Source organism: Kitasatospora sp. NPDC101447, from assembly GCF_044767225.1.
Lineage (GTDB): Bacteria > Actinomycetota > Actinomycetes > Streptomycetales > Streptomycetaceae > Kitasatospora.
This window is the reverse complement of record NZ_JBIWNL010000001.1, coordinates 172,944-199,931: the sequence shown is the minus strand read 5'-3', so window position 1 is coordinate 199,931 and position 26,988 is coordinate 172,944. Positions and strand designations below refer to the sequence as shown.

At 75.0% G+C, this 26,988-nt stretch carries 26 protein-coding genes and 1 pseudogene; 9 read left to right on the top strand and 18 right to left on the bottom strand.

All coding sequences use genetic code 11. The features are described from left to right. Nucleotides 1-402: 402 nt before the first annotated feature. The 7 genes from ACIRST_RS00960 (at nt 403) to ACIRST_RS00930 (ending at nt 7,709) form a co-directional block, all read left to right on the top strand. Nucleotides 403-1,347, top strand: a complete 945-nt coding sequence (locus ACIRST_RS00960; RefSeq protein ID WP_350524661.1) for an ABC transporter permease — start codon at nt 403-405, stop codon at nt 1,345-1,347. 1 nt (nt 1,348) lies between these two features. After that, nucleotides 1,349-2,230 (top strand): ABC transporter permease, encoded by an 882-nt coding sequence (locus ACIRST_RS00955; protein ID WP_402798838.1) that lies wholly within the window; start codon nt 1,349-1,351, stop codon nt 2,228-2,230. Then, entirely contained in the window at nt 2,227-3,009 is a 783-nt protein-coding gene (locus ACIRST_RS00950; RefSeq protein WP_402798837.1) for an ABC transporter ATP-binding protein, read from the top strand. The genes ACIRST_RS00955 and ACIRST_RS00950 overlap by 4 nt, the downstream gene beginning before the upstream one ends. Then, complete coding sequence (locus ACIRST_RS00945) at nt 3,006-3,827, top strand: ABC transporter ATP-binding protein (RefSeq protein ID WP_350524664.1); 822 nt, start codon at nt 3,006-3,008, stop codon at nt 3,825-3,827. Before ACIRST_RS00950 ends, ACIRST_RS00945 begins: the two co-directional genes overlap by 4 nt. Nucleotides 3,828-3,839: 12 nt before the next feature. Further along, nucleotides 3,840-5,468, top strand: a complete 1,629-nt coding sequence (locus tag ACIRST_RS00940) for an ABC transporter substrate-binding protein (RefSeq protein WP_402798834.1) — start codon at nt 3,840-3,842, stop codon at nt 5,466-5,468. A 38-nt stretch (nt 5,469-5,506) separates the two neighbouring features. After that, nucleotides 5,507-6,532, top strand: coding sequence for an LLM class F420-dependent oxidoreductase (locus ACIRST_RS00935; RefSeq protein WP_350524666.1), 1,026 nt, complete (start codon nt 5,507-5,509; stop codon nt 6,530-6,532). An 82-nt stretch (nt 6,533-6,614) separates the two neighbouring features. Continuing rightward, nucleotides 6,615-7,709: an LLM class flavin-dependent oxidoreductase gene (locus ACIRST_RS00930; protein ID WP_402798831.1), complete on the top strand. Its 1,095-nt coding sequence runs from the start codon at nt 6,615-6,617 to the stop codon at nt 7,707-7,709. 36 nt (nt 7,710-7,745) lie between these two features. Here ACIRST_RS00930 and ACIRST_RS00925 read toward each other — a convergent pair whose 3' ends face one another. Next, a complete protein-coding gene (locus tag ACIRST_RS00925; RefSeq protein ID WP_350524668.1) occupies nt 7,746-8,279 on the bottom strand; it encodes a signal peptide protein in 534 nt (177 codons plus the stop codon). 254 nt (nt 8,280-8,533) lie between these two features. On the opposite strand from ACIRST_RS00925, the gene ACIRST_RS00920 reads away from it, so the two are divergent. After that, the gene (locus ACIRST_RS00920) at nt 8,534-9,577 is read left to right on the top strand and encodes an NAD(P)-dependent alcohol dehydrogenase (protein ID WP_402798829.1); all 1,044 of its coding nucleotides are present in this window, start codon (nt 8,534-8,536) and stop codon (nt 9,575-9,577) included. A gap of 116 nt (nt 9,578-9,693) precedes the next feature. Beyond that, a complete protein-coding gene (locus ACIRST_RS00915) occupies nt 9,694-9,996 on the top strand; it encodes a hypothetical protein (RefSeq protein ID WP_350524670.1) in 303 nt (100 codons plus the stop codon). 600 nt (nt 9,997-10,596) lie between these two features. Here the strand turns inward: ACIRST_RS00915 and ACIRST_RS00910 are convergent. The 17 genes and pseudogenes from ACIRST_RS00910 to ACIRST_RS00830 all read right to left on the bottom strand — a co-directional run. After that, nucleotides 10,597-10,650: pseudogene (locus tag ACIRST_RS00910) on the bottom strand (hypothetical protein); the annotation flags it as partial. Between the two features lie 337 nt (nt 10,651-10,987). Continuing rightward, a complete protein-coding gene (locus ACIRST_RS00905) occupies nt 10,988-11,716 on the bottom strand; it encodes a hypothetical protein (protein ID WP_350524672.1) in 729 nt (242 codons plus the stop codon). Nucleotides 11,717-12,003: 287 nt separating this feature from the next. Next, a complete protein-coding gene (gene hypE / locus ACIRST_RS00900; protein ID WP_350524673.1) occupies nt 12,004-13,101 on the bottom strand; it encodes a hydrogenase expression/formation protein HypE in 1,098 nt (365 codons plus the stop codon). After that, nucleotides 13,094-14,218, bottom strand: coding sequence for a hydrogenase formation protein HypD (gene hypD, locus ACIRST_RS00895; protein ID WP_350524674.1), 1,125 nt, complete (start codon nt 14,216-14,218; stop codon nt 13,094-13,096). The genes hypE and hypD overlap by 8 nt, the downstream gene beginning before the upstream one ends. Next, nucleotides 14,215-14,553 (bottom strand): HypC/HybG/HupF family hydrogenase formation chaperone, encoded by a 339-nt coding sequence (locus ACIRST_RS00890; protein WP_350524675.1) that lies wholly within the window; start codon nt 14,551-14,553, stop codon nt 14,215-14,217. Before ACIRST_RS00890 ends, hypD begins: the two co-directional genes overlap by 4 nt. 6 nt (nt 14,554-14,559) lie before the next feature. Continuing rightward, entirely contained in the window at nt 14,560-16,878 is a 2,319-nt protein-coding gene (hypF, locus tag ACIRST_RS00885) for a carbamoyltransferase HypF (RefSeq protein WP_402798827.1), read from the bottom strand. After that, nucleotides 16,875-17,669: a hydrogenase nickel incorporation protein HypB gene (gene hypB / locus ACIRST_RS00880; RefSeq protein WP_402798826.1), complete on the bottom strand. Its 795-nt coding sequence runs from the start codon at nt 17,667-17,669 to the stop codon at nt 16,875-16,877. Before hypB ends, hypF begins: the two co-directional genes overlap by 4 nt. A 5-nt stretch (nt 17,670-17,674) precedes the next feature. Next, entirely contained in the window at nt 17,675-18,052 is a 378-nt protein-coding gene (gene hypA, locus ACIRST_RS00875) for a hydrogenase maturation nickel metallochaperone HypA (protein ID WP_402798824.1), read from the bottom strand. A gap of 152 nt (nt 18,053-18,204) precedes the next feature. Next, the gene (locus ACIRST_RS00870) at nt 18,205-18,309 is read right to left on the bottom strand and encodes a DUF6893 family small protein (RefSeq protein WP_396546524.1); all 105 of its coding nucleotides are present in this window, start codon (nt 18,307-18,309) and stop codon (nt 18,205-18,207) included. After that, nucleotides 18,303-18,809 (bottom strand): hydrogenase maturation protease, encoded by a 507-nt coding sequence (locus tag ACIRST_RS00865; RefSeq protein ID WP_402798822.1) that lies wholly within the window; start codon nt 18,807-18,809, stop codon nt 18,303-18,305. Before ACIRST_RS00865 ends, ACIRST_RS00870 begins: the two co-directional genes overlap by 7 nt. Further along, nucleotides 18,806-20,194: a hypothetical protein gene (locus ACIRST_RS00860; protein ID WP_402798820.1), complete on the bottom strand. Its 1,389-nt coding sequence runs from the start codon at nt 20,192-20,194 to the stop codon at nt 18,806-18,808. The genes ACIRST_RS00865 and ACIRST_RS00860 overlap by 4 nt, the downstream gene beginning before the upstream one ends. Beyond that, nucleotides 20,191-20,835 carry a DUF6084 family protein gene (locus tag ACIRST_RS00855; RefSeq protein WP_402798819.1) on the bottom strand — a complete coding sequence of 215 codons (645 nt, stop codon included), beginning with the start codon at nt 20,833-20,835 and terminating at the stop codon, nt 20,191-20,193. The genes ACIRST_RS00860 and ACIRST_RS00855 overlap by 4 nt, the downstream gene beginning before the upstream one ends. Beyond that, on the bottom strand, nt 20,832-21,479 hold the full coding sequence (locus ACIRST_RS00850; RefSeq protein ID WP_350524682.1) for a DUF5947 family protein: 648 nt from the start codon (nt 21,477-21,479) through the stop codon (nt 20,832-20,834). The genes ACIRST_RS00855 and ACIRST_RS00850 overlap by 4 nt, the downstream gene beginning before the upstream one ends. Further along, a complete protein-coding gene (locus ACIRST_RS00845) occupies nt 21,476-21,943 on the bottom strand; it encodes a thioredoxin (RefSeq protein WP_402798817.1) in 468 nt (155 codons plus the stop codon). The genes ACIRST_RS00850 and ACIRST_RS00845 overlap by 4 nt, the downstream gene beginning before the upstream one ends. Beyond that, complete coding sequence (locus tag ACIRST_RS00840; RefSeq protein ID WP_402798815.1) at nt 21,940-23,724, bottom strand: nickel-dependent hydrogenase large subunit; 1,785 nt, start codon at nt 23,722-23,724, stop codon at nt 21,940-21,942. The genes ACIRST_RS00845 and ACIRST_RS00840 overlap by 4 nt, the downstream gene beginning before the upstream one ends. Before the next feature lie 88 nt (nt 23,725-23,812). Continuing rightward, nucleotides 23,813-24,859, bottom strand: a complete 1,047-nt coding sequence (locus tag ACIRST_RS00835) for a hydrogenase expression protein HypE (protein ID WP_350524685.1) — start codon at nt 24,857-24,859, stop codon at nt 23,813-23,815. 132 nt (nt 24,860-24,991) lie between these two features. Then, complete coding sequence (locus tag ACIRST_RS00830) at nt 24,992-26,683, bottom strand: enoyl-CoA hydratase-related protein (protein ID WP_402798813.1); 1,692 nt, start codon at nt 26,681-26,683, stop codon at nt 24,992-24,994. Nucleotides 26,684-26,988: the final 305 nt, after the last annotated feature.

Sequence of the window (26,988 nt, the reverse complement as noted above, 5' to 3'; positions counted from 1 at the left end):
GCCACGAGCCGCCGATCCCCACCAGGGTGAAGTCGGTCCGCCGGATAGCCATGCCGGGAACCCTAGGTCCGGTTCCTTGTGCAGGTCAAGGACGGGACCGGGCCCCGGCAGCCCCGGCAGTGGCGCTCCCGCCACCGCGGATCCTGTGACCACGGGTAACAGCATCAGGAACTGACTGGCTGTCCGGGCCGTCCGTCCGCAACGCTCCTCCAAGCGGCCGCGGCCGTCGCGACGGCGCCCCGACGACGCCGGCGACCCCCGTCCCGTACGGCCGAACGCCTCTGCCCCGGCGGCGTGATGACGGCCCGACACCCCGACCGGAAGGACCAGCACCGCCATGCCCGCGCCACCCCACCGGCCCGCCGCCGGCCCGCCCGGCGCCCCGTCCCGGAGGGCCGACGGGTGACCGGGTTCCTGCTGCGCCGGCTCCTGCCGGCCGTCCCCACGCTGCTCGGCGTCACCGCCGTCGTCTTCGCGACCGTCGCGCTCGTCCCCGGCGATCCGGTCGCCGCCTTCCTCGGTCCGGGCGCGCCGCCCGAGGCCCGCCGGGAACTCGCCGAACGGCTGGGCCTGGACCAGCCGTTGCCCGTCCGCTACGCCGACTGGCTCGGCCACGCGCTCACCGGCGACCTCGGCACCTCCGTCTCGGGGCAACGCCCGGTCGTCGACCTCCTGCTCCCCGCGCTCGGCCAGACGCTCGTCCTGACCGCGGCCGCGTTCCTGCTGGTCCTGGTCGGCGGGGTGGCGCTCGGCGCCCTCGGTGCGCTGCGCCCGCGCGGCCCCGGCGGCCGGATCTCCGGCGCGCTGTCCACCCTCGCGGTGTCCGCCCCGCAGTACTCGGTGGCGCTGCTGCTGATCGCCGTCTTCGCGGTCGGGCTGCGCTGGCTGCCGGCCGGCGGCACCCACGACGTGTTCGGCTCCGGCGGCCCGGCCGACCTCGCCCGGCACCTGGTCCTGCCGGCGGTCGCCGCCGCGCTCGTACCGCTCGGGCTGACCGCGCGGGTGTTCCGGGCAGCGCTCGGCACCGTCCTGGCCGGTGAGCTGGCCGACTCGCTGCGCGCCCGCGGCCTGCGCCCCGCCGCCGTGCTGCGGCACTGCGTGCACAACGCCTCGCCCGCGCTGCTGACCATCGGGGGCCTGCAACTCGCCTACCTGCTGGAGGGGGTGGTCTTCGTGGAGACCCTGTTCGCCTGGCCCGGCATCGGCCGGCTGCTGTACGACGCGCTCACCGCCCGCGACCTGCCGCTGGTGCAAGGCGGGGTGCTGGTGGTGGCGGTCGCGTTCGTCGGCGTCAACGTCCTGGTGGACGCGGCGCACGCGGCGATCGACCCCCGGGTGAGGATCTGACGTGTCGACTCCGTGGCTCAGACGCAACCTCGGCCTGGCCGTGCCCGGCACCCTCGCCGTGCTGATCGTCCTGCTCGCCCTCGCCGCCCCGCTGGTCGCGCCGTACGACCCGGCCGCCGGACGGCTCGCGGACCGGCTGCTCGACCCCGGCAGCCCCGGCCACCCGCTCGGTACCGACGGGCAGGGCCGCGACCTGCTGAGCCGGCTGATCTGGGCCGGGCGCGCCTCGCTCACCGGCGGGCTCGTGCCGGTCACCGTCGCGACCGTCGCCGGCACGCTGCTCGGCATCACGGCCGGGCTCGGGGGCCGCCTCACCGAGCAGGCGCTGCTGCGCGCGCTGGACGTGCTCTACGCCTTCCCCGGTGTGCTGCTGGCGATCGCCGTCGCCTCGCTGCTCACCCCCGGCCTGGGCGCGACCGTGCTCGCGCTGTCCGTGGTGCTCACCCCCGCGGTCGCCCGGGTCGCCTTCACCGAGGCCCGGCGGATCCGCACCTCCGAGTACCTGGAGGCCGCCCGGGTCAGCGGCGCGGGCCGGGGCGCGCTGGTGCTGCGCCAGGTCGCCCCCGTGGTGGCGCCGGTGGTGCTGGTGTACGCCTCCTCGCTGGTGGGGCTGGCCGTCGTGTACGCCGCCGGGCTGTCCTTCCTCGGGCTCGGCGTCGCACCGCCGACCGCCGAGTGGGGCGCGATGCTGGACGAGCTGCGGCCCGCGCTGCTCACCCACCCGTGGGTGGCGGTGCTGCCGGCCCTCGTCATCCTCGCCGTCTCGGTGGTGTTCAACACCCTCGGCGAGGCGCTGCGCACCCGCGTCGGCGACGGCGCCGCCCGCCTGCCGCGGGCCGTCCCGGCGGCGACGCGACGAGCCGCGGAGCAGGTGGTCCGGTGAGCGCGCTGCTGGAGGTCGACGGCCTGTCCGTCGGGTACCCGGGAGGCGTCCGGGCCGTCGACGGGGTCTCCCTCGCCGTGCCGGCCGGCGGCGCCCTGGTGCTGCTCGGCGAGTCCGGCAGCGGCAAGACCACCGTCGCCCGTACGGTGCTCGGGCTGCCCGGGCGCGGCGCCGCCGTCACCGGGGCCGTCCGCCTCGCCGGGACGGACCTGCGGGCCCTCGACGAGCGCGCCCTGTGCGACGTCCGCGGCCGGCGGATCGGCTACGTGCCGCAGGACCCGGGCGCCTCGCTCGACCCGCTGCGCCGGATCGGCCCGCAGATCGCCGAGGTGCTGCGCCGGCACGGGAGCGCCACCGGTCGACGGGCCGCCCGCGCCGCCGTCCCCGGGCTGCTCGCCACCGCCGGCGTCCCGGATCCGGAGCGGGTCGCCCGGGCGTACCCGCACGAGCTGTCCGGCGGCCTGCGCCAGCGCGCCGCGATCGCCCTCGCGATCTGCTGCGGCCCGGAGCTGCTGATCGCCGACGAGCCGACCACGGCGCTGGACGCCCTGGTCCGCGGCCGGATCCTGGACCTCTTCGGGGCCCTGCGCGCCGACTGCGGCATCGCCCTGCTGCTGGTCACCCACGACCTGGCGGTGGCCCGGCGGATCGGCGGCACGGTGGCCGTGATGCGGGCCGGCCGGGTCGTCGAGGTCGGCCCGGCCGAGCGGGTGCTCCACCGGCCCGACCACGCCTTCACCGCCGCCCTGGTGGCCGCCGAACCGGGAGCCCGCCGGTGAACCACGACGCCTCGGCTCCCCTGCTCGCCCTGGACGGCGTCGGCAAGCGCTACGGCGACCGGACGGCCCTGCAGGGCGTCAGCCTCGCCGTCGCCCCCGGCGAGACCGTCGGCCTGGTCGGCGAGTCCGGTTCCGGGAAGTCCACGCTGGCCCGCCTCGCGCTCGGCCTGCTCGCCCCGGACTCCGGCACCGTCCGCTTCGCCGGCCGCGACCCGTACCGGCTGCGCGGCCGGGCCGACCGCGCGCTGCGGGGGCGGCTGCAGTTCGTCCCGCAGCACCCGCGCGGCTCGCTCAACCCGGCGCTGCGGGCCGGGGAGGCGGTCGGCTTCGCGCTGCGGCTTCACGGCACGCCGCGCGCCGAGCGTGCCGCGGCCGTCGCCCGGCTGTTCGCGCAGGTCGGCCTGGAGCCCGCGCTCGCCGCCCGCTACCCGCGCGAGCTGTCCGGCGGGCAGCTGCAGCGGGTGGCCGTCGCCCGCGCCCTGGCGACCGGGCCCGACCTGCTGGTCTGCGACGAGCCGACCTCCGCCCTGGACCGCGCCGCGCAGGCCCGCCTGCTCGACCTGCTCACCGAGCTGCGCGAACGCACCGGCCTGGCCTACCTGTTCATCTCCCACGACCTCGCCGTCGTGCGCCGCCTCGCCCACCGGGTGCTGGTGCTGCGGCACGGCCGGGTGGTCGAGGAGGGCCCCGCCGACCGGCTCTGGGACTCCCCCGCGCACCCGTACACCCGGGCCCTGCTGGACGCCGCCACCGGCGCCGCCCCGCCCGCACCCGGGCTCCCCCGCACGACGAACCACCGGACCACCGACCACATCTGACGAGGAACCACCATGACGCGCACCGCCCGTACCCGCTCCAGAGCCGTCGCCCTGCCGGCCGCCGCCGTCCTGCTCGCCGCGGCGGCCGGCTGCGCCGGGCCCGGCGGCGGCTCCGGCGACGGCTCCACCGGGGCGGGCGGCGGCACCGGCCGCGGCGGGACCCTGGTCATCGGCGCCACCGGCAAGCTGCCAAACACCGACACCGTGATCGGCGGCGCGGGCTTCGAGGGCAAGCGGCTGGTCTCCTTCCAGCTGTACGAGGGCCTCACCCGCTACGAGCTGCTGAAGGACACCGACAAGCCGCCGGCGGTCACCGGCGCCCTCGCCACCGACTGGCAGGTCGCGGCCGACCGCAGGACCTGGACCTTCACCCTCCGCAAGGGCGTGAAGTTCCAGGACGGCACCCCCTTCGACGCCGACGCCGTGGTCTTCAACCTGGCGCGCTACCTCGACAAGGGCAGCCCCGAGTACACCGACGCCCTCGGCGCCGCCGCCGCGGAGTACGCGGGCGACATCGCCTCCTACCGCAAGACCGACGCCGACCACGTGGAACTGGTCACCAAGGAGCCCAACGGCCACTTCCCGGAGGACCTCGCGCACGTCCTGATCGCCAGCCCCACCGCCGTCCGCAGGACCGGCTCGGCGGACTTCGCCCGGCACCCGGTCGGCACCGGCCCGTTCTCCTTCGTCTCGCAGACCGAGGGCCAGCAGATCGAGCTCGCCGCCAACAAGGACTACTGGCGCGGCGCCCCCAGGCTCGACCGGCTCGTGATCAAGGCCCTGCCGGACGCCGCCGCCCGCACCGCGGCCCTGCGCTCCGGCGGCGCGAACTGGATCGAGTACCCGAATCCGGACGACATCGACAGCCTGAAGGCCGACGGCGTCACCATCGCCACCAACAGCTACGACCACCTGTGGTACTGGATCCTGGACACCTCCAAGGCCCCCTGGAACGACCCGCGGGTGCGCCGGGCCGCCAACTACGCCATCGACCGCCGGGCCATCGCCGAGAAGCTGCTGCACGGCACCGCCGACCCCGCCTACCAGGCCGCGCCGCGCGCCACCGCCGCCTACGACCCGGCCGGCGACGCCTACTCCCACGACCCGGCCAGGGCCCGGCAGTTGCTGGCCGAGGCCGGCGTCCCGAACGGGTTCACCACCTCCGTCACCGTGCCCACCGGCGGCAGCGGCAACCTGCTGCCGGTGCCGATCGCCGAGGCCCTCCAGCGGGACCTCGCCGCCGTCGGCATCAAGGTCGACCTGCGCACCACCGACTGGACCACCCTGATCGGCGCCGAGGCCAAGGGCCAGGTGGCGCTCGGTTCCGATGCCGTCGCCCAGTCCACCACGCTGTTCCAGTCCGAGGCGCTGCTGCCGCTGTTCATCGGCTCCACGAGCCCGTTCTGGACCGGCCACTACGCGAACCCGCAGGTCGACCAGCTGCTCAGCGCCTCCGCCGCCGACGCCGACCAGGCCGCCCGGCAGGCCGGGTACCGCAAGGCCCTCGCGCTCGTCACCCAGGACGCGCCCTGGCTGTTCGTGGTCAACGACCGCAATCCGCGGGCCCTTTCGCCGAAGGTCCACGGACTCGTCCAACCGCAGTCCTGGTTCCTCGACCTGACCACCGTCTGGGTCGGCTGAGCCCCGCCCCCGAGTCCCACAGAACGGAAACCCGCCCGATGACCAGCCCGCACCCGCCGCACCACCACACCGAGACCGAGCCGCCCAAGTGGGGCATCACCCTGCCCCTGCCGGGCCTGACCATCGACCGGCACCGCTTCCTGGTCGAGCGCCTGCCCGACCTCGGCTACACCGACGTGTGGAGCGCCGAGGGCGGCGGCACCGACGCCTTCACCCCGCTGGCCGCCACCGCGGCGTGGTCCCCCTCGCTGCGGATCGCCACCGGCATCGTCCCGGTGCACACCCGCGGCCCGGCGGTGCTCGCCCAGACCGCCGCGACGCTCGCCCAACTGGCGCCCGGCCGGGTCCTGTTGGGCATCGGAGCGTCCGTCCCCGCGCACGTCACCGACATCAACGGCATCCCCTTCGACGAGCCGTTCAAGCGCACCCGGGACGTGCTGCGCTTCGTCACCCGGGCACTGCGCGGCGAGTACGTCACCGGCGGGTTCGACACCTTCGACATCACCGGCTACCGGCTGCCGCACCCGCCGGCCGAACCGGTCAAGGTGATCCTGGGCGCGCTGCGGCCGAACATGCTCAGGCTCGGCTTCACCGAGGGGGACGGCGCCATCACCAACCTGCTGTTCCCGCACGACGTGCCGAAGATCCTGGACACCGTCGGCCCGCAGCCGCCCGGCAAGGAACTCGTGGTCAAGGTCTTCGTCTGCCCCACCGAGGACACCGACTACGCCCACCGCGCCACCCGGCCGTTCCTGGCCTGGATCCTCAACCGCGAGCCGTACCGGAAGTTCCACGAGTGGCTGGGCCACGGCGAGTTGCTCGCCGAGACGCACCGCCTCTGGGCCTCGGGGGACCCTGAGGGCGCCCAGAAGGCCCTGCCGGACGAGGTCGTCGACGGGCTCTTCGTCAGCGGCTCCCCGGAGGAGTGCCGCGAGCGCATCCTGGCCTACCACCGCCCGGGCGTCACCACCATCCAGCTGTACGTCTCGCTGCCGCCCGAGGTGTTCGTCAGCCGGGCCAAGCTGCTGGACACCCTGGCCCGGCTCGGCCCGGCCGCCCGCTGACCGCTGACCGCTGACCCGCCCCTCCCCCGTCCCGCCCGACTTCCCGTCCACCTTCCCGTCCGAGTTCCCCCGAGGAGAGCCCGTGCCCCTGGAGATCCGCGGCGGGGTCCGCGCCGCCCCCGTCCCCGGCAGCACCCCGCAGGAGCGCCAGGCCCTGCGCTGGGCCCCCGACGGCCGCGACCGCACCGCCGACCCCGCGTACGTCGCCCGCACCGCGCGCGAGAACGAGGAGGACGGACTGGACAGCGCCCTGGTGGTGCAGTCCAGTTCGTGGCCCGACCCCTGGCTGGTGGCCTCCTGGGCGCTGGCCGCCACCAGCCGGCTGCGCGTCGCCGTCGCCCACCGGGTCGGCACCACCGCGCCCACCGTGGCCGCCCGCACCCTGGCGACCCTGGACCGCCTCTCCGGCGGACGGGCGGCGGCGCACGTCATCATCGGCTCCAGCGACCGCGACACCGCCCGCGACGGCGACGTCCTCGACAAGGCCGGGCGCTACCGCCGGGCCGAGGAGTACCTCGACCTGTTCACCCGCTACCTGGCCGCCGACCGCGACATCGACCACGAGGGCGAGTTCTACACGGTGGCGGCCGCCCGTCCCGGCCTGCGTCCCGGACCGGGCGGCGAGCTGCTCTCCTTCGGCGGCTCCTCACCGCAGGGCCTCTCCCTCGCGGCCCGGTACGCGCAGGTGTACGCCGTCGGCCCGCTGCCGCTGCCCGACACCCGGCGGCGGATCGCCGAGGCCCGCGCCGCGGCCGCCGTCCACGGCCGTTCGCTGCGGATCTGGCGGCACGTCACCGTCGTCCTCGCCGAGACCGACGAGGAGGCCCGCGACCGCGTCCGCCGACTGCGCCGGGACGCCCTGCGCCTCACCTCCGGCGGCGCCGGCGGCCGCTGGCGCGAGGCCGTCCAGCTCGACCGCGACCGCGAGCGCGGCCGCTCCGACCCCGACCACGGCGACGAGCAGGTGGCCGCCTACATCCGCCGCTCCCTCACCGCCGCCTACGCGGGCTCCCCGGCCACCGTCGCGGCCCGCATCGGGCTGCTCCGCTCGGCGGGCGTGGACATCGTCCAGCTCGACCTCTCCGTGGAGACCGATCACGACCGGGAGCTGCGCCGCGCCCTCGTCCGCCACCTGCGCGCCGGGCTCGGCACCCCGGCCGACCGCCGCGACTGGTGAACCGCACCGACCGCCCGTGCCGCGCGCCCGAGGGCGTCAGCCGTACAGCGCCACCCGGGGCTGGATGGTGCCCGGCGAGGCCTTCAGCACGGTGATCCGGTAGTGCTGGGTCAGAGTGTGGTGGCTGTGCAGGACCAGCTTCGCCGACGTCAGGGTGGTGAACAGCGTGCCGGTCTGGCTGCCCAGCGGCACCGTCCTCCAGTGGCCGCCGCTCAGCACCTCCAGCTTGACGTTCGCCGGGGTGAGGAAGGGACCGTCGTCCGGCGACTCGACGAGGATCTGCGGGGCGACGGTCTGGTCCGCCGCCGTCGGGTTGCGGTAGGTGACGGTGATCCGGTGCGGCGCGTGGTCGGACGGCAGCGGGCGGCTCGGCAGGTCGACGAAGGACGTCGGCACGGCGACCGCCACCGCCTGCGGGGCGGAGGCGGCGGAGACTGCGGAGGCTGCGGGGGCAGCGGCGGCCGGGGCCGCGGCGGCGACCGCCGGCGAGGGCAGCGCGAACCCGGCGGCCGGCAGGGCGGCGAGGGCGGTCAGGGCCAGGGCCCGGCCGAGGAGCTTCCTGGTCGGCATGGCGGCCTCCTTCGATCGTTCTCGGCTCCCCCGGACGTCCGCCGGTGGCCGGATCTACCCGTCCACCCTGCACTCCGACGGCCCAACGCGCATCCGCGCCGGAACGGGCCGCCCGCCCGGGCCCGCCCCGCGAGGTCCGGGAGCCGCCCGGTGCCGGGGCGCCGACAATGGCGGTAGGGGTCCGTAGCCGGCGGGGGCCGGATCCGTCGAACGGCCCGGCCCCGGGCCATCCCCACCGAAGGGTGTGAGCCGCCATGACCACCACCGTCGCCGCTTACGCCGCACCCGCCGCCAGGGCCCGGCTGGCGCGCACGACCGTCACCCGCCGCGCGGTCGGTGAGCACGACGTCCTGATCGACATCGCCTTCGTCGGCATCTGCCACTCCGACATCCACCAGGTCCGCGAGGGCTGGGGCACCGCGATCTTCCCGATGGTGCCCGGCCACGAGATCGCCGGCGTCGTCGCCGCCCGGGGCCCCGGCGTGGCGGCGTTCGCCGTCGGCGACCGGGTCGGCGTCGGCTGCATGGTCGACTCCTGCCGGGTGTGCCCGAACTGCCGGGCCGGCCTGGAGCAGTACTGCTCCGACGGCCCGGTGTGGACGTACAACGCCGTCGGCCGCGACGGGCAGCCCACCTACGGGGGCTACTCGCAGAAGATCGTCGTCGACGAGAACTACGTCGTGCGCATCCCGGACGCCCTGCCGCTGGACGTGGCCGCCCCGCTGCTGTGCGCCGGCATCACCACCTACTCCCCGCTGCGGCACTGGCACGCCGGCCCGGGCCGGACGGTCGCCGTCGTCGGCCTCGGCGGCCTCGGCCACCTGGGCGTGCAGCTCGCGCACGCGCTCGGCGCCCGGGTCACCGTGCTGTCCCAGTCCCTGCGCAAGAAGGACGACGGCCTGCGGCTGGGCGCCGACCACTACCACGCCACCGCCGACCCGGCGACCTTCGAGGAGCTCGCGGGCGCCTTCGACCTCGTCCTCAACACGGTCTCCGCGCCGCTCGACTTCGGCGCCTACTTCGCCCTGCTGCGCACCGACGGCGCGCTGGTCAACCTCGGCCTGCCCGAGGACCCGGTGCACCTCGAACTCCAGTCCCTGAACGGCAACCGCCGCAGTCTGAGCAGCTCGGGCCTCGGCGGCATCGCCGAGACCCAGGAGATGCTGGACTTCTGCGCCGAGCACGGCGTGGCGGCCGAGATCGAGACGATCCGCGCGGACCAGGCCGACGAGGCCTACGAACGGGTCCTGCGCAGCGACGTCCGCTACCGCTTCGTCATCGACACCGCGACCCTCTGACGCCGCGACCCTCTGACGCCGCGTGCGCCGCCGGGAGCGGTGGCCGGGCGCGACCGCCGGGGCGACCCTGGAGGAGGCAGTCGACTGCCCCTGCACCGAGCCGAGGAGGCCGCCCCGTGAAGTTCATCCAGATCATCGAGTACCGGACGAGTCGCATCGACGAGTTCACCGCCCTGCTCGACAGCTGGGTCGAGGAGAATGCCGGCCACCGTCTGGCGGCCCGGGCCGTGCAGACCCGTGACCGCGACGGCCAGGACGTGTACCTGGACATCGTGGAGTTCCCCTCCCACGAGGTGGCGATGGAGAACTCCGCCCGCCCGGAGACCGCCGCGTTCGCGACCCGGGTCGCGGCGCTGTGCGACGGCCCGCCGACCTTCCGCAACCTCGACGTGCTGAACGAGCGGACCTTCCAGGACTGAGCCCCCCGCCCCGCGCACCCGCCGGAGGCCCCCGGCCGGGCGGCCGCCCGCCCGGCCGGTAGATTCGCTCCCCCGCCACCGACCGAGGGAGCGCCCGTGCCCGACCGTCCCAGCCTGCTGTACGTGACCGATCTGGCCTACCCGGCCCGGGGCCGCCGCTACGGCGACGAGGACGTCCTGCTCACCTCCCGGCTGCGGGAGTGGTTCGACCTCGCCCTGTGCCACCCGCTCGACGCCCGGGCCCTGATGGGGCGCTTCGACGCGGTCGTCGTGCGCAACAGCGGGCCGGTGCTGCACTACCGCGAGGAGTACGCCCGCTTCCGCGCCGAGGCCGTGGCCGCCGGCGTCCGGGTGTACAACCCGCTGACCGGCCGCGGCGACATGGCCGGCAAGCGCTATCTGCTCGACCTCACCGAGGCCGGCCTCCCGGTCATCCCCACCGTCGACCGGCCGCAGGACCTCGACCGGCTGCCCGTCGCCGACCGCTACGCGGTGAAGCCCGAGGAGGGCGCCGACAGCATAGGTCTGCGCTTCCTCGGCCGCGAGGAGCTGGACGGCCTCGCATGGGGCGGGCTGCTGGTCCAGCCGCGGATCGACTTCCGCTACGAGGTCTCCTTCTACTTCGTGGACGACGCCTTCCAGTACGCCCTCCACGCGCCCGACCCGGACCGCCGCTGGGTGCTGGAGCCGTACGAGCCGAGCGCGGCCGACCTCGACTTCGCCCGGCGCTTCGTGGACTGGAACACCCTCGACCACGGGATCCAGCGGGTGGACGCCTGCCGGGCGCCGGACGGGCGCCTGCTGCTGGTCGAGCTGGAGGACCTCAACCCCTACCTGTCGCTCGACCTGGTGCCCGAGGAGACCCGGGAGCGCTTCGTCCGGGCGATGGCGGACTCGCTGCACCGCTTCCTCGGCCACCCGGCCGGCTGACCGGCTGTCCGACCGGCCGACCGGCGCTGCGCCACCCGCCCGGGGCCCCACTGCTCGGGCCTCACTGCTTGGGGACGCCCCCGACGAAGTCCTTCAGCGCGTCCATCCGGGTCCGCCGGCCGGGCGGGTAGCGGCGCAGGGCGCGCTCGGCCCGGCGCGAGCCCGGCCGGTAGCGCCAGCGGGCCCACGGCGACTCGGGTTTGGCCAGGCGCAGGCAGGCGACCAGCGACACCAGGGGCACCAGCAGCCCGATCACCCCGGTGGCCGTCTTGCCCTTGAGGATCGCCCCGACGGAGAACATCAGGTCGACCAGCAGCAGCGCGGCGAAGGCCACGTTGGCGGCGGTGCCCCGGCCGGTGTCGGAGAACGGGTTGAACCCGGCCACCAGCAGCAGTCCGACCGCCACCGCGAGGAACGCCGCGTCGACGGACTTGCGGCCCTCGCGGCTCCAGTAGACGTCCTCCAGGTGCAGCCACAGGGCGTACTCGTCGAGGGTGAGTGCGGCGCCGGCACCGAACAGCACGGCCAGGATCTGCGCCCCGGGGGTGTCCGGGCGGTAGGCGAACTCCATCGCGCCGGCCACCAGCATCGCGATGATCCCGTACACCTGGTGGTGCACGTGGGTGCCGCCGACCTCGACGTTGCGGAAGGGGCCGCGGCCCGCCCGGATCAGCCGGGTGATCACGCGGGTGCCCACGAAGGTGACGACGAACGCGCCGACCATCCACAGGCCGATGCCGTGGTTGGGCACGGTGATGACCACCTCGACCTCGGGGTCCGCGGTGCGCACGGTCGTGGTGTCCCGTCAGGCGCCGTGCGCGGGCGGCGCACCGGGCCGGGAGTGGGTTCCGGACCACCGGCCCCCGCACCGCCGCGGTCTGCTCTCCTCCGGCACCACGCACCTCCGCACCAGGCCGAACCGCTCCGTGCCGCCCGCCCTCACCGGGGGCGAGGGGCCTCCGTGCTCAGCGTATCCGGGTTCGGCGGACGGAGCCGGGCGAGCCCTCCGCGCGACCGCCGCCCCGCACGACCGCCGCCCCGGAGGCGGTCCCCCGGGGCGGCGGTGCGCACGCGCCGTCAGCAGATCCGCGGCAGCTGTTCGCCCATCGGCAGGTCCACCACCCGGGTGCCGCCGAAGCCCGTCCGGGCGACGACCATGCCGGGGTGGTCCTCGACGCACTCGCCGATCACCACCGCCTCTGCGCCGAGCGGGTGGGCCCGCATCGCGGCGAGGACGGCGTCCGCCTCCCGGCGCGGCACGAAGGCGACGAGCTTGCCCTCGTTGGCGACGTACATCGGGTCCAGGCCGAGCAGGGCGCAGGCGTTGGCCACCGCGTCCGGGACGGGGACGGCCCGCTCGCTGAGCGTCACCCCCACCCCGGCGGCGGCCGCGATCTCGTTGAGCGCCGCGGCCAGCCCGCCCCGGGTGGGGTCGCGCAGCACGTGCAGGTCGGGGGTGACGGCGAGCATCGCCTCGACCAGGCCGCCGAGCGCGGCGCAGTCGCTGCGCACCTCGACGCCGAACTCCAGGCCCTCGCGGACACTCATGATCGCGACGCCGTGCAGTCCGATCGGCCCGCTGACGATCACCACGTCGCCGGGGACGGCCCGCTGCGGCCGGATGTCGACCCCGGCGGGCACCAGGCCGATCCCGGCGGTGTTCAGGTAGACGCCGTCGCCGCGCCCGGCCTCGACCACCTTGGTGTCCCCGGTGACCACCTCGACCCCGGCCGTCCGGGCCGCGGCGCCGAGCGCCCGGGCCACCCGGTCGACCACGGGCATCTCCACGCCCTCCTCCAGGATGAACCCGCAGGAGAGGTAGGCCGGCCGGGCGCCGCTCATCGCCAGGTCGTTGACCGTCCCGTTGACGGCGAGGTCGCCGATGCTGCCGCCCGGGAAGAACAGCGGCCGCACGACGTAGGAGTCGGTGGAGAAGGCGAGCCGGGCGCCGCCGAGTTCCAGGACGGCGGAGTCGGCGAGCCCGGCGAGGGCCGGCCCGCCGAAGGCCGGGGCGAAGAGGTGCTCCACCAGTTCGGCGGACATCGCCCCGCCGCCGCCGTGTCCCATCACCACCCGGGGGTGGTCGCGCAGCGGCAGCGGGCAGCTCCAGCCGGAGAAGTCGGGCGCGGGCGAGGCCTCGGGGGCCGCGCCGGTGAGGGTCTCGGTGTCAGCCAACGGTGCTCACCGCCTCCGCGGCGACCGGCGTGCTCAGCCGCCGGTAGAGGTAGTACGCCGCGCAGGCCCCTTCGCTGGAGACCATGGTGGCGCCGAGCGGGGTGCGCGGGGTGCACAGCGTGCCGAAGGCCTCGCACTGGTGCGGCTTCAGCAGGCCCTGCAGCACCTCGCCGCTGCGGCACGCGGCGGGTTCGCGGGTGCTGATCCCCGCGACGTCGAAGCGGTGTTCGGCGTCGTGGTCGCGGTAGCGCGGCGAGAGCCGCCAGCCGCTGAGCGGGATCACGCCGATGCCCCGCCAGGCGCGGTCGGTCACCTCGAAGACGTCCTCCAGCATGGCGCGCGCCGCCGGGTTGCCCTCCGGCCGGACGGCCCGCTGGTAGGCGTTGTCGACGCTGTGCTCGCCGCGCTCCAACTGCCGTACGGTGCGCCGGATCCCCTCCAGGATGTCCAGCGGTTCGAAGCCGGTGACCACGATCGGCACCCGGTGCCGTTCGGCGAGCGCCGGGTACTCGTCGGTTCCCATGACGCTGCACACGTGCCCGGCGGCGAGGAAGCCCTGGACCCGGCAGTCCGGCGATTCCATGATGGCGTCGATCGCCGGGGGCACCCGGACGTGCGAGACCAGCATGCTGAAGTTCCGCAGGCCCTGCTTGCGGGCGAGGTGGACGGCCATGGCGTTCGGCGGTGCGGTCGTCTCGAAGCCGATGCCGAAGAAGACGACCTCCCGGTCCGGGTTCTCCCGTGCGATCCGCAGTGCGTCCAGCGGCGAGTACACCACCCGGACGTCGCCGCCCTCGCCGCGGACCCGGAACAGGTCGCGGTCGGTGCCGGGCACCCGCAGCATGTCCCCGAAGGAGCAGAAGACGACCTCGGGCCGGGCGGCGATCGCCAGTGCGCGGTCGATCACCTCCAGCGGGGTGACGCACACCGGGCACCCCGGCCCGTGGATCAACTCCACTTCTTCGGGCAGGAGTTGGTCGATGGCATGCCGGATGATGCTGTGCGTCTGGCCGCCGCACACCTCCATCAGCGCCCACGGCCGGGTGACCGTGGCCCTGATGTCCGCGAGCAGGCCCTCAGCCAGCTCCGGGTTCCGGAACTCCTCCAGGTACTTCACCGTCCGGCCTCCTCAGCCGCTCGTGCCGCGTCGGGCCCGCCCGCCGCCGGCCGCTCCCCGGGCGCCTGCCACTGCCCCGCCGCCTCCCACGGGTCGCCGAACTCCTCCTGCAGCAGCCCGAGTTCCTCGAACAGCGCGAGGGTGCGCCGGGCGGACTCCTCGTCCAGCCGCTGCAGCGCGAAGCCCACGTGGACGATCGCGTAGTCGCCCACCGCCAGGTCGGGCAGGTACTCCAGGCACACGTCCTTGACCACCCCGCCGAAGTCCATGACCGCCATCCGGGTCCCGTCGCGTTCGCCGATCTCCGTCACCCTGCCGGGCACTGCCAGGCACATCCGCTCTCACTCCTCCCTGGCGGCCGCCGCGCGGGCGGCCACCATCAGCTGGCCGAGCGCCAGTCCTCCGTCGTTGGGCGGCACCCGGCGGTGCCGCAGCACGGTGAAGCCGTCCTCGCCGAGGCCGCGCGCGCAGGCCGAGGAGAGCACGGCGTTGGCGAAGACGCCGCCGCTGAGCGCCACCGTGGTCGTGCCGTACCGCTCCCGGGCGGCCGCGCAGATCCGCCGGCACAGCTCGGCCACCGCGGTGTGGAAGCGCGCGGCGACCAGTCCGGCGGGCCGGCCGGCGACCACGTCCGCCACCACCGCGGCCAGCACCGGCCCGGGGTCGGCGGTCCAGCCGTCCGCCCCGGCGAGCAGCCCGAACCGGTAGCCCGGAGCAGGTCCGAACTCCGCGGCCGCGGCCTCCAGTTCGATCGCCGCCTGGGCCTCGTACCCGGCCCGCTGGCAGATCCCGGCGAGCGAGGAGACCGCGTCGAAGAGCCGGCCCATGCCGGAGCTCGGCGCGGTGTTCAGCCCGCGTTCCAACTGCCGTTCCAGCAATCGGAGTTCCTCCGGCAGGCAGGCCAGGACCGGCGGCAGTCCGGCGGTCCAGGGCAGCCCGGCGGCCCGCAGGTGCGCCAGCGCCGTCCGGTACGGGCGCTCGACCGCCGCGTCCCCGCCGGGCAGCGGCACGTAGGCGAGGTGGGCGAGCCGGCGGAAGCCGTCGTAGTCGGCCAGCAGCACCTCGCTGCCCCAGACCGCGCCGTCCTCGCCGTAGCCGGTGCCGTCGAAGGCCAGGCCGAGCACCGGCCGGCTGCCGTCCAGCCCGTGCTCGGCCATCACGGCGGCGATGTGCGCGTGGTGGTGCTGCACCCGGTGCACCGGCCGTCCGGCGGCGGTCCGCTCGGCGTGCCGGACCGAACGGTAGCCGGGGTGCCGGTCGGCGACCAGCAGTTCGGGCCGCACTCCGCTGACCGTGCCGAGCTGCTCGACGGCGTTGTCGAAGGCGCGCAGCGTGGCCAGGTCGTCCATGTCCCCGATGTGGCCGGACAGCCAGGCGTAGCCGTCGCGGGCCAGTGCGAAGGTGTTCTTCAGGTCGCCGCCGACCGCCAGCACCGGGCGGACGGGCACCGGCAGGGGCAGCGGCAGCGGGGCGTACCCGCGCGAGCGGCGCAGCGGCAGCTGCTCGCCGTCCACCACCCGCACCACCGAGTCCTCGCAGGGCACGTGGATCGGCCGGTCGTGGGTGAGCCAGCCGTCGACGAGCGGGGCGAGCTTCTCCAGCGCCTCCCGGTCGTCGGTGACGATCGGCTCGCCGGAGAGGTTGGCGCTGGTCATCACCAGCAGGTCCGGGCCGGGCGCGGCGAGCAGCAGGTGGTGCAGCGGCGTGTACGGGAGCATCACCCCGAGGTCGGGGCTGCGCGGGGCCACCGCCTCGAACCCGGGTGTCACCGTGCCGGTGCGGCGCAGCAGGACGATCGGCCGGACCGCGCCGGTGAGCAGTTCCCGCTCGACGGGGCCGAGCGGCAGCAGGCCCTCGACGGTGGCGAGGTCACGGGCCATCAGCGCGAAGGGCTTGTCGCCGCGCCGCTTGCGCCGCCGTAGCAGGGCGACCGCCGCGGGGTCGCGCGCGTCGCAGGCCAGGTGGTAGCCGCCGATGCCCTTGACGGCGAGGACCGCCCCGGCGGCGAGCAGCCGGCGGGCCTCGGTGAGGGCGTCCTCGTCGGCGAGGTCGGCGTGGCCGGTCACGGTCAGCGCGAGTCTCGGCCCGCAGGCGTGGCAGGCGACCGGCTGGGCGTGGAAGCGGCGGTCGGCCGGGTCGGCGTACTCCCGGGCGCAGTCCGCGCACATCGGGAAGCCGGCCATGGTGGTGTTGGCGCGGTCGTACGGCAGGCCGGTGACGATGGTGTGCCGGGGGCCGCAGTTGGTGCAGCTGATGAACGGGTGCCGGTGGCGGCGGTCGGCCGGGTCGGCGAGTTCGGCGAGGCAGTCGGCGCAGACGGCGACGTCGGGCGGGATCAGCGTGGCCCGGGGCCCGTCGGTGCGGGACGGGGTGATGGCGAAGCCCGTCGCGCCGGTGACGGCCAGTGGGGTGTGCTCGACGGAGGCCACGTACGCGAGCGGCGGCGCGTCGCCGGCCACGCGTCGGCAGAACGCCTCGACCGCAGCGCGGTCGCCCTCGACCTCGGCGAGCACGCCCTCGCCGGTGTTGGTGACGCTGCCGGCCAGGCCGAGTTCACCGGCCAGGGTGAAGACGAAGGGCCGGAAGCCGACCCCTTGGACGAGGCCGCGGACGGCGACCCGGCGTCGCTCGCGGTCGAGTTCCGGGTGACCGGCCGTCACGGGGTCTCCCCGACCACCGCGGGCCCGTGTCCGTGTTCGTGCCGGTGTCCGTCCCCGTGCTCAGGCCTTCCCCCGTCCCCGTGGTCGTGCCCGTGCCCGTGCGGCGCGGCCGACATCACCGGCCGGTGCGGCTCGGCCCCCTCCAGCACCGCCAGCGCGCGCTCCAGCAGCGCCCCGACGCCGTCCCCGGTGCGCGCCGAGGTGTGCACCACCTCCACCCCGGGATTGACCCGGCGGACGTTCGCCGTGAACGCGGCCTCGTCGAACTCGGCCGCCGCGGCGAGGTCGGCCTTCGTCACCAGGACGAGGTTGGCCAGCCCGAAGGCGGTCGGGTACTTGAGCGGCTTGTCCTCGCCCTCGGTCACCGAGGCCAGCACCACCCGCAGGGACTCACCGAGGTCGTAGGAGGCCGGACACACCAGGTTGCCGACGTTCTCCACGAAGAGCAGCCGGCACTCCTGCGGCAGCCAGCCGTCCAGGTGCCCGGCGAGCATCCGCGCCTCCAGGTGGCAGAGCCCGTCGGTGAGCACCTGCTTGACCGGCGCGCCCGAACGGGCCAGCCGCCGCGCGTCGTTCTCGGTGGCGAGGTCGGCGGTCAGGGCGGCGACCGGTACCCCGCGCCGCCGGGCCAGCCCCAGCTCGGCCTCCAGCAGGGCGGTCTTGCCGCTGCCGGGGCTGGACAGCAGGTTCACCGCGACCGTGCCCCGGGCGGCCAGTGCCGCCCGCAGCTCGCGGGCGCTGTCGTCGTTGCGGGCGAGGACCGCCTGACGGAGGTCGACCGTGCGGCACATCGGCATCAGCCTTTCTGTTCGGCCGGGACGTCCGGGCGCTCGGCCCACTCGACGTCGAGGATCTGGAGCTCGCGCCCGGACAGCAGCTCGACGCCGCCGCCGGAGCAGCTCGGGCAGCAGAGGTCCGGCGGCATGCCGACGGCCCACTCGGTCTCGCAGGGCCGGCACCGGGCCCGCGCCGTGACCGGCTCGGTGTGCAGCACCGCGCCCTCCACCAGCGTTCCGGCGCAGGCCAGTTCGAAGCAGAAGTCGAGGGCCTGCGGGACGACGCCGGCCAGTTCGCCCACCCGCAGCCGTACCCGCGCCACCCCGGCGGCCCCGTGGTCGCGCGCGGCCGCGTCGACCTGCTCGACCACGGCGGCGGCGATCGACATCTCGTGCATGGGTCCCTTTCCCTCGGCGGGCGGCATCGGGCCCGACGACCGGGCGGGCCCCGATGCCGAGGCGCGCCCCATTACAAGGCGCGGTGGCGGCGACGGCTCGAAGCCGCGCCGCCACCGCTCCCGGGGCTGCACCGTTCGCAGCAATGCGCGGGTCACATCCGCGAGATCTGCAGGTACCGCTTGAGGTCCGGCAGGCTCTGCCAGACCAGTGCGCCGATCCCGGCCAGCAGGGCCAGGCAGAACAGTTTCCTCAGCATGGTGTTGTCTCCCTCTCCGGCTGCGTGGCCTCGTCCACGACCCGCAGGACCACTCGGACCGCCTCCTCGACGGCGGCGGCGACGGGCGCGCTCAGCCCGATGCCCTCCTCCAACGACGCCGGCTCGCAGCCGACCACCAGCACCCGACCGGGCGGCTCGCCGCCGGTCCCGGCCGCGAGCGTGGCCAGCAGGGCGAGCACGGCGTCCGGCCCCATCCGGTGCCCGTCCAGCAGCGGCGCCTCCAGCGGCTCGTCGGCCGCCTCGATGAGGTAGACCGTGCCGGGTGCCCCGCCGCGACAGGTGGCGTCCACCAGGACGGCGGTGCGGTAGCCGTCGAGCAGCCGGTACGCCAGGTCGACGCCGCGCACGCCCACGTCGACCACCTCGACGCCGTCCGGCAGCGGGTGCCCGGCGAGCCGCCGGACGGTCTCCACGCCGAACCCGTCGTCGCCGAGGAAGATGTTCCCCACCCCGGCGACCAGCACCTGACGGCTGTTCACGACCCCTCCGGCACGTCGTCGCCGTCCAGCGGGGTGACCTCGTCGGGCTGGAAGTAGCGGAACCGCCCCTGGGCCCGCCACAGGTCGGCGCCCGGGTCGTCCTCCACCGTCACGGCCAGGTGCACCGAGCCGTCGACGTCGTGCAGCACCGCCTCCACCACGCCGGTGCGCCCGTCCAGGAAGAGGTCCTGGGCGTCGGTGCGCCGTCGTCCGGGCCGCAGCACGACCCGGCTGCCGGCGCCGACGGCGTGGCCGCCGACCTGCACCCGGTCCCGCTCGGGGTCGACCGCCGGGTCGTTGCCCGGGTCCCACCAGGGCTGTTCCCCGTCGGCGGCGCCGCCGGTGAGGTCGCGCAGCCCGCGGATGGCGCCGTGCAGCCGCTCCAGCACCTCGGGCGGCATGGACTCCGCGAGGTCGATCACGGCCGCGGCCCGCTCGTCGGTGCCCCGGGCCTCCCGCTTCTCCTCCTCGGTCAGGGCGGCCGTCCGCAGCGCCAGGATCTCGTCGATCTCGGTGGCGTCGTACAGGGTGCCGAGGCTCTCCGGCGCGACCTTGGGGTGGTCCTCCAGGATGATCGGCGAGGACAGCACCACCCCGCGCTCGCCCGGCGGCCCGGCCAGGACCGGCCAGGTGTGCCGGCTGCGGCACCGTTCGACCTCGGCGCGGGCCCACTCGGGCGGGTCGGTGGCCGACACGAAGCGGCCCTGCTCCAGGCCCAGCAGCAGGTGGGCGGAGACCAGCGAGCGCGGCAGCGCCTCCTCGCGGCTCGCCCGTCGGGGCGGCATCCAGGCGGAGACGTTCTCGACCACCACCGTCAGCCGCTGGGCCCGGTACCGGCCGGGCAGTTCCTCGGCGGTCACCCGTACCAGGCCGTCGACCTGTTCGCGGCGGCGCACCAGCCGTCCGACGGCGGTGCCGTGCGCGCGCAGCAGCTCGGTCTCGCCGACGCCCGGCAGCCGGAACGCCCGCTCCACCCCGGCGCCGGTCAACTCCTCGGCCGGGAAGAGGAGTTCGATGCGTTCCTCGACGCCCTCGTCCCACTCCGTGAACACCCGGTCGGCCAGCTCCAGCCGCTCCACCGGCTCGAACCCGCCGGCGGCGGTCGCCTGTTCGACGGTCCGCCGCTGCACCCGCAGGAAGCGCAGCTCGACCGCCAGCCGGTCCCCGGCACGGGCCTCCATGACGCACTCGGTGCGCTGGTGCGAGTGCTCGCCGCCCTGCGCGGTGTACTCGGGCGGCACCAGGACCCCGAACTGCCAGCGCAGCCGGTTCTTGGCCGCCGAGGCGCGGTACGGGTAGAGCACGTAGCCCTCCAGCAGCACCGCGTCGGCGATCTGCCGGGCGGCCGCGAAGCCGCGCTCGATCCCGGGCGGGAAGGCGCTCACCGGGCCACCTCCTCGATCGCGGCCGCCGCGAGCAGTTCACGCACCGTCGCCTCCCAGGAGGGCAGGGCCCGCCGGGAGCGGTAGGCCAGCAACCGGTCCATCAGGTCGTCCGGCAGGCGCAGCCAGCCGCAGCCGGGGAAGTGCTGGTCGATGGCCTCGCGCCAGACCCGCACCGGCATCCGCACCGCGGCCTCCTTGTCCCAGGGCACCGGGGCGACCTGGAAGCCGCCGGGGCCGGCGAAGGCGGTGCCGGAGAAGAGCAGCAGCAGCGGCACCTCGCCGCCGTCGAGCGCCCGGAAGTAGCGGGCGGAGGCCACCTCCAGGTCGTAGCTGCACGGCACCACGAGGTCGGTCTCGGTCTCGCCGGTGAAGCCGGGCACCAGCAGCGGCACGGTGGCGAGTTGGATCGGGTTGAGCGTGTTCGCCCAGCGCTCCCGTTCACCGAAGAGGTCGGCCAGCCGCTCGCCCTCCGGCTCGGCGTACGACCGCCGGCCCGGTTCGATCCGCAGCTGGCAGCGGAGCGCCAGGGCGTGCACCCGGGTGTCGGCCGGCCCGGTGATCCGCAGCCGGAAGACCAGGGTCGGCACCGCCGCGTACGGGTCGGACCGCACGCCGGTGCAGGCGAAGGCGAGCGCCGTCACGCCGTCACCGCCGTGGGCAGCGGGCGGGCGCGGGCGGTCAACCGCTCGAAGAACGCGTCGAGTTCGGCCCGCGCCTCGGCGCCGCCGTCGAAGCCGTGCCAGCACCGCCGCAGCCGGCCGACCAGCTCGTAGCAGACGTCGATCGGCACCAGGAAGCACTCGACGCGGTGGTCGTGGCGGCGCAGCAGCAGGGCCTCCACGTCGGGCTCCAGGACGGCGGCCAGCCGGCTGCCGCCGAGGGCGCGCTCCCAGGCCTCCTCGTCCACCTCGCTCTCGGTGGCGCCGGCCGGGCCGGGGTAGAAGGCGAGCAGCCGGTCCAGCAGGGCGTTGCGGAACAGGAACGCGGTGCCGACCGGGATGCCCAGCACCGACCAGGCCCGCTCGTCCAAGCCGCCGTCCGGGTCGGCGAGGTAGCGGTCCGGCACGGTGCGGAAGCGGCCGCCGGCCGCGCCCGGCTGCTGGAACAGCAGGCCGCAGGCGGTGCAGGTGCAGGCCAGCGCCCGTTCCTCGACGTCCACCAGGTGGCGGTGGCCGGCCGGGATGTCCCGGCCGCAGAAGCCGCACTGCTCGGGCCGCGGCGGCGCCGGCTCGCGCAGCCGGTGCAGCAGGGCGGTCCCGTCGCGGGAGATCCGGCGGGTGTTCATCGCACCTCCGCGGCCTGCGGCGGGCGGGTGCCGATCTGCAGCAGCTTCGGGGCGCGCTCCAGCTCCACGGCCGTCACCTCGGGCGCGTGGCAGGCGAGGACGGCCTCGACGTCCCCTTCCGCGCAGCCGCAGCCGGAGGCGGTCCGGCGCAGCCGCAGGACACCGGTGCCCGGGTCGAAGCCGATCGGCTCGACCCGTTCGGGCAGGGCCGCGAGCGCCCGGTCGATCCGGGCACTGACGTCCTCCGGGTGCAGGTCGTGCAGGAGCAGCAGCCCGGCCACCGCCGGGTCGTCCAGCATCCGTTCCAGGGCGGGCGGGGGCAGCGCCGGGACGATCCTGGCCAGCCCCTCGCCGTAGAAGTCCATCAGGTCGCGGACCAGTTGCTCGCCCGCGCTCTCGGCCCCGCTGCCGGCCAGGGCGTCCAGGGCCTCCTGGATGCGCAGCCCGGTCTGCTCGGCCGTCATGCGGTGAGCCCGCTGAGGCCGGTGGGCACGTGCATGGTCTGGACGGTGCGCCCGCCGACGTACATGTGCACGCCGCAGGGCAGGCAGGGGTCGAAGCTGCGCACCGCGCGCATGATGTCGATGCCCTTGAAGTTCTCCGGGGAGTTCTCCTCGAAGATCGGGGTGTTCTGCACCGCGTCCTCGTACGGGCCGGGCGTGCCGTAGCTGTCGCGCACGCTGGCGTTCCACGGGGTGGGCGGGTACGGGTGGTAGTTGGCGATCTTGCCGTCGCGGATCACCATGTGGTGCGAGAGCACGCCGCGCACGGCCTCGGTGAAGCCGCAGCCGATCGACTCGTCCGGCACCTCGAAGCGCTCCCAGGTCTGGCTGCGCCCGGCCCGGACCTCGTCGAGCGCCTTCTCGGCGAAGTGCAGGGCGGCGGCGGCCGCGTACGCCTGGAAGTAGGTGCGGGCGCGGTTGCGTTCGAGGGCGTTGCTCCACTGCGGGATCTTCCACTCGAAGGTGACCTCGGGCTTGGTCATCGAGCGGGGCAGGTTGATCAGGACGCTGTGGCCGGTGGCCTTGATGTAGCCGATGTCGACCAGCCCGGACAGCGCGGTGGACCACAGCCGGGCGATCGGGCCGCCGCCGGTGTCCAGGGCGAGGTGCTCCTTGCCGTCGAACCAGCGCGGGGACATCACCCAGCTGTACTTGTCGTCGAAGTTGCGCTTCTGCGGCTGCGGGATGGTGTGCTGGTTCCACGGGTGCCGGGGGTCGACCGGGTTGCCCAGCGGGTCGTGGGTGACGAACAGCTCCTTGCCCTGCCAGTCCTCGTAGTAGGAGCTGCCGAGCAGGATCCGGATGCCCAGGTTGATCTCGGTGAGGTCGTTGGTGACGAGCTTGCCGTCCACGACGACGCCGGGGGTGACGAACATCCGCCGGCCCCAGTCCGTCATGTTGCGGTACGTGAAGTCGCAGTGGTCCGGGTCGTTGAGGCTGCCCCAGCAGCCGAGCAGGACCCGCCGCCGGCCGACCTCCTCGTAGCCGGGCAGGGCCTGGTAGAAGAAGTCGAAGAGGTCGTCGTGCAGCGGCACGACCTTCTTCATGAACTCGACGTAGCGCATCAGCCGGGTCAGGTAGTCGGTGAACAGCTGCACCGTGGCGACGGTGCCGACGCCGCCCGGGTAGAGGGTGGAGGGGTGCACGTGGCGGCCCTCCATCAGGCAGAACATCTCCCGGGTGTACCGGCTGACCTGCAGTGCCTCGCGGTAGAACTCGCCCTCGATCGGGTTGAGCGAGCGCATGATGTCCGCGATGGTCTTGTACCCGTGGTCGGCGGCGTGCGGCGCCTCGGTGCGCTCGGCCTGTTCCAGGACGCCCGGGTTGGTCTCGCGGACCATCTTCTCGCAGTAGTCGACCCCGACCAGGTTCTCCTGGAAGATGTTGTGGTCGAACATGTACTCGGCCGCCTCGCCGAGGTTGATGATCCACTCGCCGAGGTGCGGGGGCTTCACCCCGTACGCCATGTTCTGGGTGTAGACCGAACAGGTGGCGTGGTTGTCGCCGCAGATCCCGCAGATCCGGCTGGTGATGAAATGCGCGTCGCGCGGGTCCTTGCCGCGCATGAAGACGCTGTAGCCGCGGAAGACCGAGGAGGTGCTGTAGCACTCCGCGACGCGCTTCTGCTTGAAGTCGATCTTCGTGTGGATGCCGAGGCTTCCCACGATCCGGGTGATCGGGTCCCAGGACATCTCGGTCAGGCCGCTGCCGTCGCCGGCCGCCCTCGTCGTCGGTGTCGCCATCGTGTTGTCGTGTCCTTCTCTGAACGGGGGCAGGGGGCGGGGCGGCGGCGAGGGGCCGCACGCCGCGGGGGCGTGCGGCCCTCCGGCGTCACCAGGGCGGGCGGTAACCCGTGGTCAGATGGCGGCCGGTGTGGCGCCACTTCGGTTCCTTGTCGACGGTCGCCAGCGTGATCGCGCGCAGCCGACGGATCAGCGAGCCGTACGCGTTGCTGGCGCCGGTGGAGACGCGGGAGCCGGGCGGCGGGTCCATGAAGGGCATGAACTTGTCCGGGAAGCCCGGCATGGTGCAGGCGATGCAGATGCCGCCCACGTTCGGGCAGCCGCCGATGCCGTTGGTCCAGCCGCGCTTGGCGACGTTGCACTTGACGACCGGTCCCCAGCAGCCGAGCCGCACCAGGCACTCGGGGGTGCCGTAGTCGGTGGCGAACTGGCCCTGCTCGTAGTAGCCGCCGCGGTCACAGCCCTCGTGGACGGTGGCGCCGAACAGCCAGGCCGGCCGCAGCTTGTCGTCCAGCGGGATCATCGGCGCGGAGCCGGCCAGCTGGTACAGCAGGTAGGTGAGCGTCTCGGCGAAGTTGTCGGGCTGGATCGGACAGCCCGGCACGCAGACGATCGGCAGCCCGGCCTTGGACTTCCAGTCCCAGCCCAGGTAGTCCGGCACGCCCATCGCACCGGTCGGATTGCCGGCCATCGCGTGGATGCCGCCGTACGTGGCGCAGGTGCCGATCGCGACCACGGCGGTCGCCTTGGGGGCGAGCCGGTCCAGCCACTCACTGGTGGTGATGGGCTGGCCGGTGGCCGGGTCGTCGCCGAAGCCGCACCAGTAGCCCTCCTTCTTGATCTTCTCGTTGGGGATGGACCCCTCGACGACCAGGACGAACGGTTCGATCTCGCCGCGGTCGGCCTTGAAGAACCACTCGACGAAGTTGTCCGCGCCCTGGACCGGGCCGCACTCGAAGTCGATCAGCGGCCAGTGCACGGCGACCTTGGGCAGGCCGGGCAGTGCGCCGGTGACGATCTCCTCGATGCTGGGCTGCATCGCGGCGGTCAGCGAGACGGAGTCGCCGTCACAGCTGAGGCCGGCGTTGATCCAGAGAATGTGCACCACGTCGGTGTCGGTTGTTGCAGCACCCATGAGGATGCCTCCTCGGGGATGGGAGCCGGACGTAATGGCTCAAACACAGTCATAGCAACAGTCCGGTTCCGACGCCGGTCGGGGCGGGCGTCGGAGCGGCGCGGGGGGCGCAAGCCGGCGGGGCCGTTCGGGTCACGTCCCGGCGAGGAGCCCGGCGGGCGCGGGGCGCTTGCCGACGAACGCGGACCGCAGCGCGTGGTACGGCGATTCGGGGATGAAGAACTGCCGGTGCATCACCGCCAGCTCCTCCTCGCGGTAGGCGGCGAGCGGCTTGGCCTGCTCGTCGGCCTCGCGCGCGGCCTTCTTCGCCGCGATCCGCCGCCGGGCGAGCGGCGAGGCGGCGAGCAGCCCGGCCAGGTGGGCCGCGGCCGGCCCGAACTCCTGCGGCCCGCAGTCCAGGACGCGGTCGACCAGGCCGATCCGCTCCGCCGACGCGGCGGACACCGGCACGGCCTGCCGGGTCAGCCGCTCGGCCTGCGCCGGGCCCACCCGGCGCGGCAGGGTGTACGTCCAGTACTCCGAGCCGTACAGCCCCATCAGCCGGTAGTGCGGGTTGAGCACGGAGCCCCGCCGGCACCACACCTCGTCCGCCGCCAGGGCCAGCATCACCCCGCCGGCCGCCGCGTTCCCGGCCACCGCGGCGACCACCAGGCGGTCGGTGGTGGTCAGCACCTCGGCGACCAGGTCGTCCATCGCGGTGATGTTGGCCCAGGACTCCGCGGCCGGGTCCGGCGCGGCCTCGATGACGTTGAGGTGGATGCCGTTGGAGAAGAAGTCCCGGCTCCCGCCGAGCACCAGCACCGAGGTCGGCCGGCCGAGTGCGTAGCGGTACGCCGCCAGCAGGCGGCGGCAGTGGTCGGTGGACATCGCGCCGCCGGGGAAGGAGAAGCGCAGGAGGCCGACCGGGCCCTCCTCGCGGTACTCGACGTCCGTCCAGGCGGGCTCCCCGTCCCGTTCCGCCGTCAGCGGCGCCGGGACCTCCGGCAGCGGGGGCAGCAGGGCGCCGAGCGCCGTGACCGCCGGGAGCTTGAAGGTCGCGGGCCCGCCGGGTGCGCGCCGGCGCCGGAGTTCGGGGATCCACACCGCGCCGTCCACGGTGGCCCGGCACACCGCACCGGCGCGGGTGGCGATCAGCTCGCCCGGGCGCCCGCGCAGCTGCGGCTCCGGGTGCCCGCCGTGCAGGTACCACTCGTCGGCCCCCAGCGTGTCGAGCACCCCGGGCTGCGAGTCGGCCGCCCGGAGCCTGCGCAGGACCGTCCCGGTGGAGTCGGCCGCCCAGTCGATCCGGCGCTCCGCCTGGCGCAGGAAGGGGCGGACGCGCACCGGCTCCCGCCAGGAGGGGCCGTGCTGCGGCTGCGGCGCGTACGAGCCGGAGGCGAAGCGCTCGACGGCCCGCAGCGCGGCCAGGACGGCGGCGTCGGCGACCTCGTTGCGGTACAGGTCGCTCTTCCCGAGCGCCGGCAGCCGGCAGGGCTCCCAGGCCCAGACCGGTCCGGCGTCCATCTCCGCCTCGGCCTGGAGCACCGTCACGCCCCAGTCGGCGACGCCCTCCTGGACCGCCCGGTCCAGGGACGAGGGGCCCCGGTCACCGGGCGGGCCGGGGTGGACGACCAGGCAGGTGAGCGCCGACCAGACGTCCGCGGGGATCGCGGTGCGCAGCATGGGCGCCAGCAGGAGGTCCGGCGACAACCGGCGGACCGACGCCCGCAGCTCCTCGTCGTCCCCGGCGAGTCGGACGTCCACGGTGTGCCGCCGGTCCCGCAGTTCGGCGTGGAGGCGCTGGCTGAGGCTGTTGAAGGCGCTGGCGAGGAGCAGGATCCGCATGTCTGCCTCCGGGGTGCGGGCGGCCGGGAACCCGGCGATCATCACCCCCGGTCCGGCGGCGCCCCGGCCGGTGCGGCGTGCCGCGCCGCCCGTTCACCCGGGTGGCGGGCCCACGGGCGGGTCAGCGTGCGGAGGCGTGCCGGGGCGGCGGCGTGCGGGGGCGACGGCCGGCAGGCGCTCCGGGCTCCCGGCGACGGCGGCGGCGATGGCGGCGGAGCCGTGGTCGGGCGTCGGCTGCTCGTACTGCCCGACGGCGTCCGGGAGTTCGGCCGCACCGCACCGGACGGCGGCACGGTGGGGACGGC

Bases quoted from the DNA above. Each gene is read 5' to 3' on its own strand.
- ACIRST_RS00870 (WP_396546524.1), bottom strand. From the start codon at position 18,309: ATGCTGAGGAAACTGTTCTGCCTGGCCCTGCTGGCCGGGATCGGCGCA.
- ACIRST_RS00840 (WP_402798815.1), bottom strand. From the start codon at position 23,724: ATGGCGACACCGACGACGAGGGCGGCCGGCGACGGCAGCGGCCTGACC.
- ACIRST_RS00935 (WP_350524666.1), top strand. From the start codon at position 5,507: ATGACCAGCCCGCACCCGCCGCACCACCACACCGAGACCGAGCCGCCC.
- ACIRST_RS00940 (WP_402798834.1), top strand. From the start codon at position 3,840: ATGACGCGCACCGCCCGTACCCGCTCCAGAGCCGTCGCCCTGCCGGCC.
- hypA (WP_402798824.1), bottom strand. From the start codon at position 18,052: ATGCACGAGATGTCGATCGCCGCCGCCGTGGTCGAGCAGGTCGACGCG.
- ACIRST_RS00835 (WP_350524685.1), bottom strand. From the start codon at position 24,859: ATGGGTGCTGCAACAACCGACACCGACGTGGTGCACATTCTCTGGATC.
- ACIRST_RS00830 (WP_402798813.1), bottom strand. From the start codon at position 26,683: ATGCGGATCCTGCTCCTCGCCAGCGCCTTCAACAGCCTCAGCCAGCGC.
- ACIRST_RS00845 (WP_402798817.1), bottom strand. From the start codon at position 21,943: ATGACGGCCGAGCAGACCGGGCTGCGCATCCAGGAGGCCCTGGACGCC.
- ACIRST_RS00890 (WP_350524675.1), bottom strand. From the start codon at position 14,553: ATGTGCCTGGCAGTGCCCGGCAGGGTGACGGAGATCGGCGAACGCGAC.
- hypB (WP_402798826.1), bottom strand. From the start codon at position 17,669: ATGTGCCGCACGGTCGACCTCCGTCAGGCGGTCCTCGCCCGCAACGAC.
- ACIRST_RS00925 (WP_350524668.1), bottom strand. From the start codon at position 8,279: ATGCCGACCAGGAAGCTCCTCGGCCGGGCCCTGGCCCTGACCGCCCTC.
- ACIRST_RS00850 (WP_350524682.1), bottom strand. From the start codon at position 21,479: ATGAACACCCGCCGGATCTCCCGCGACGGGACCGCCCTGCTGCACCGG.
- ACIRST_RS00920 (WP_402798829.1), top strand. From the start codon at position 8,534: ATGACCACCACCGTCGCCGCTTACGCCGCACCCGCCGCCAGGGCCCGG.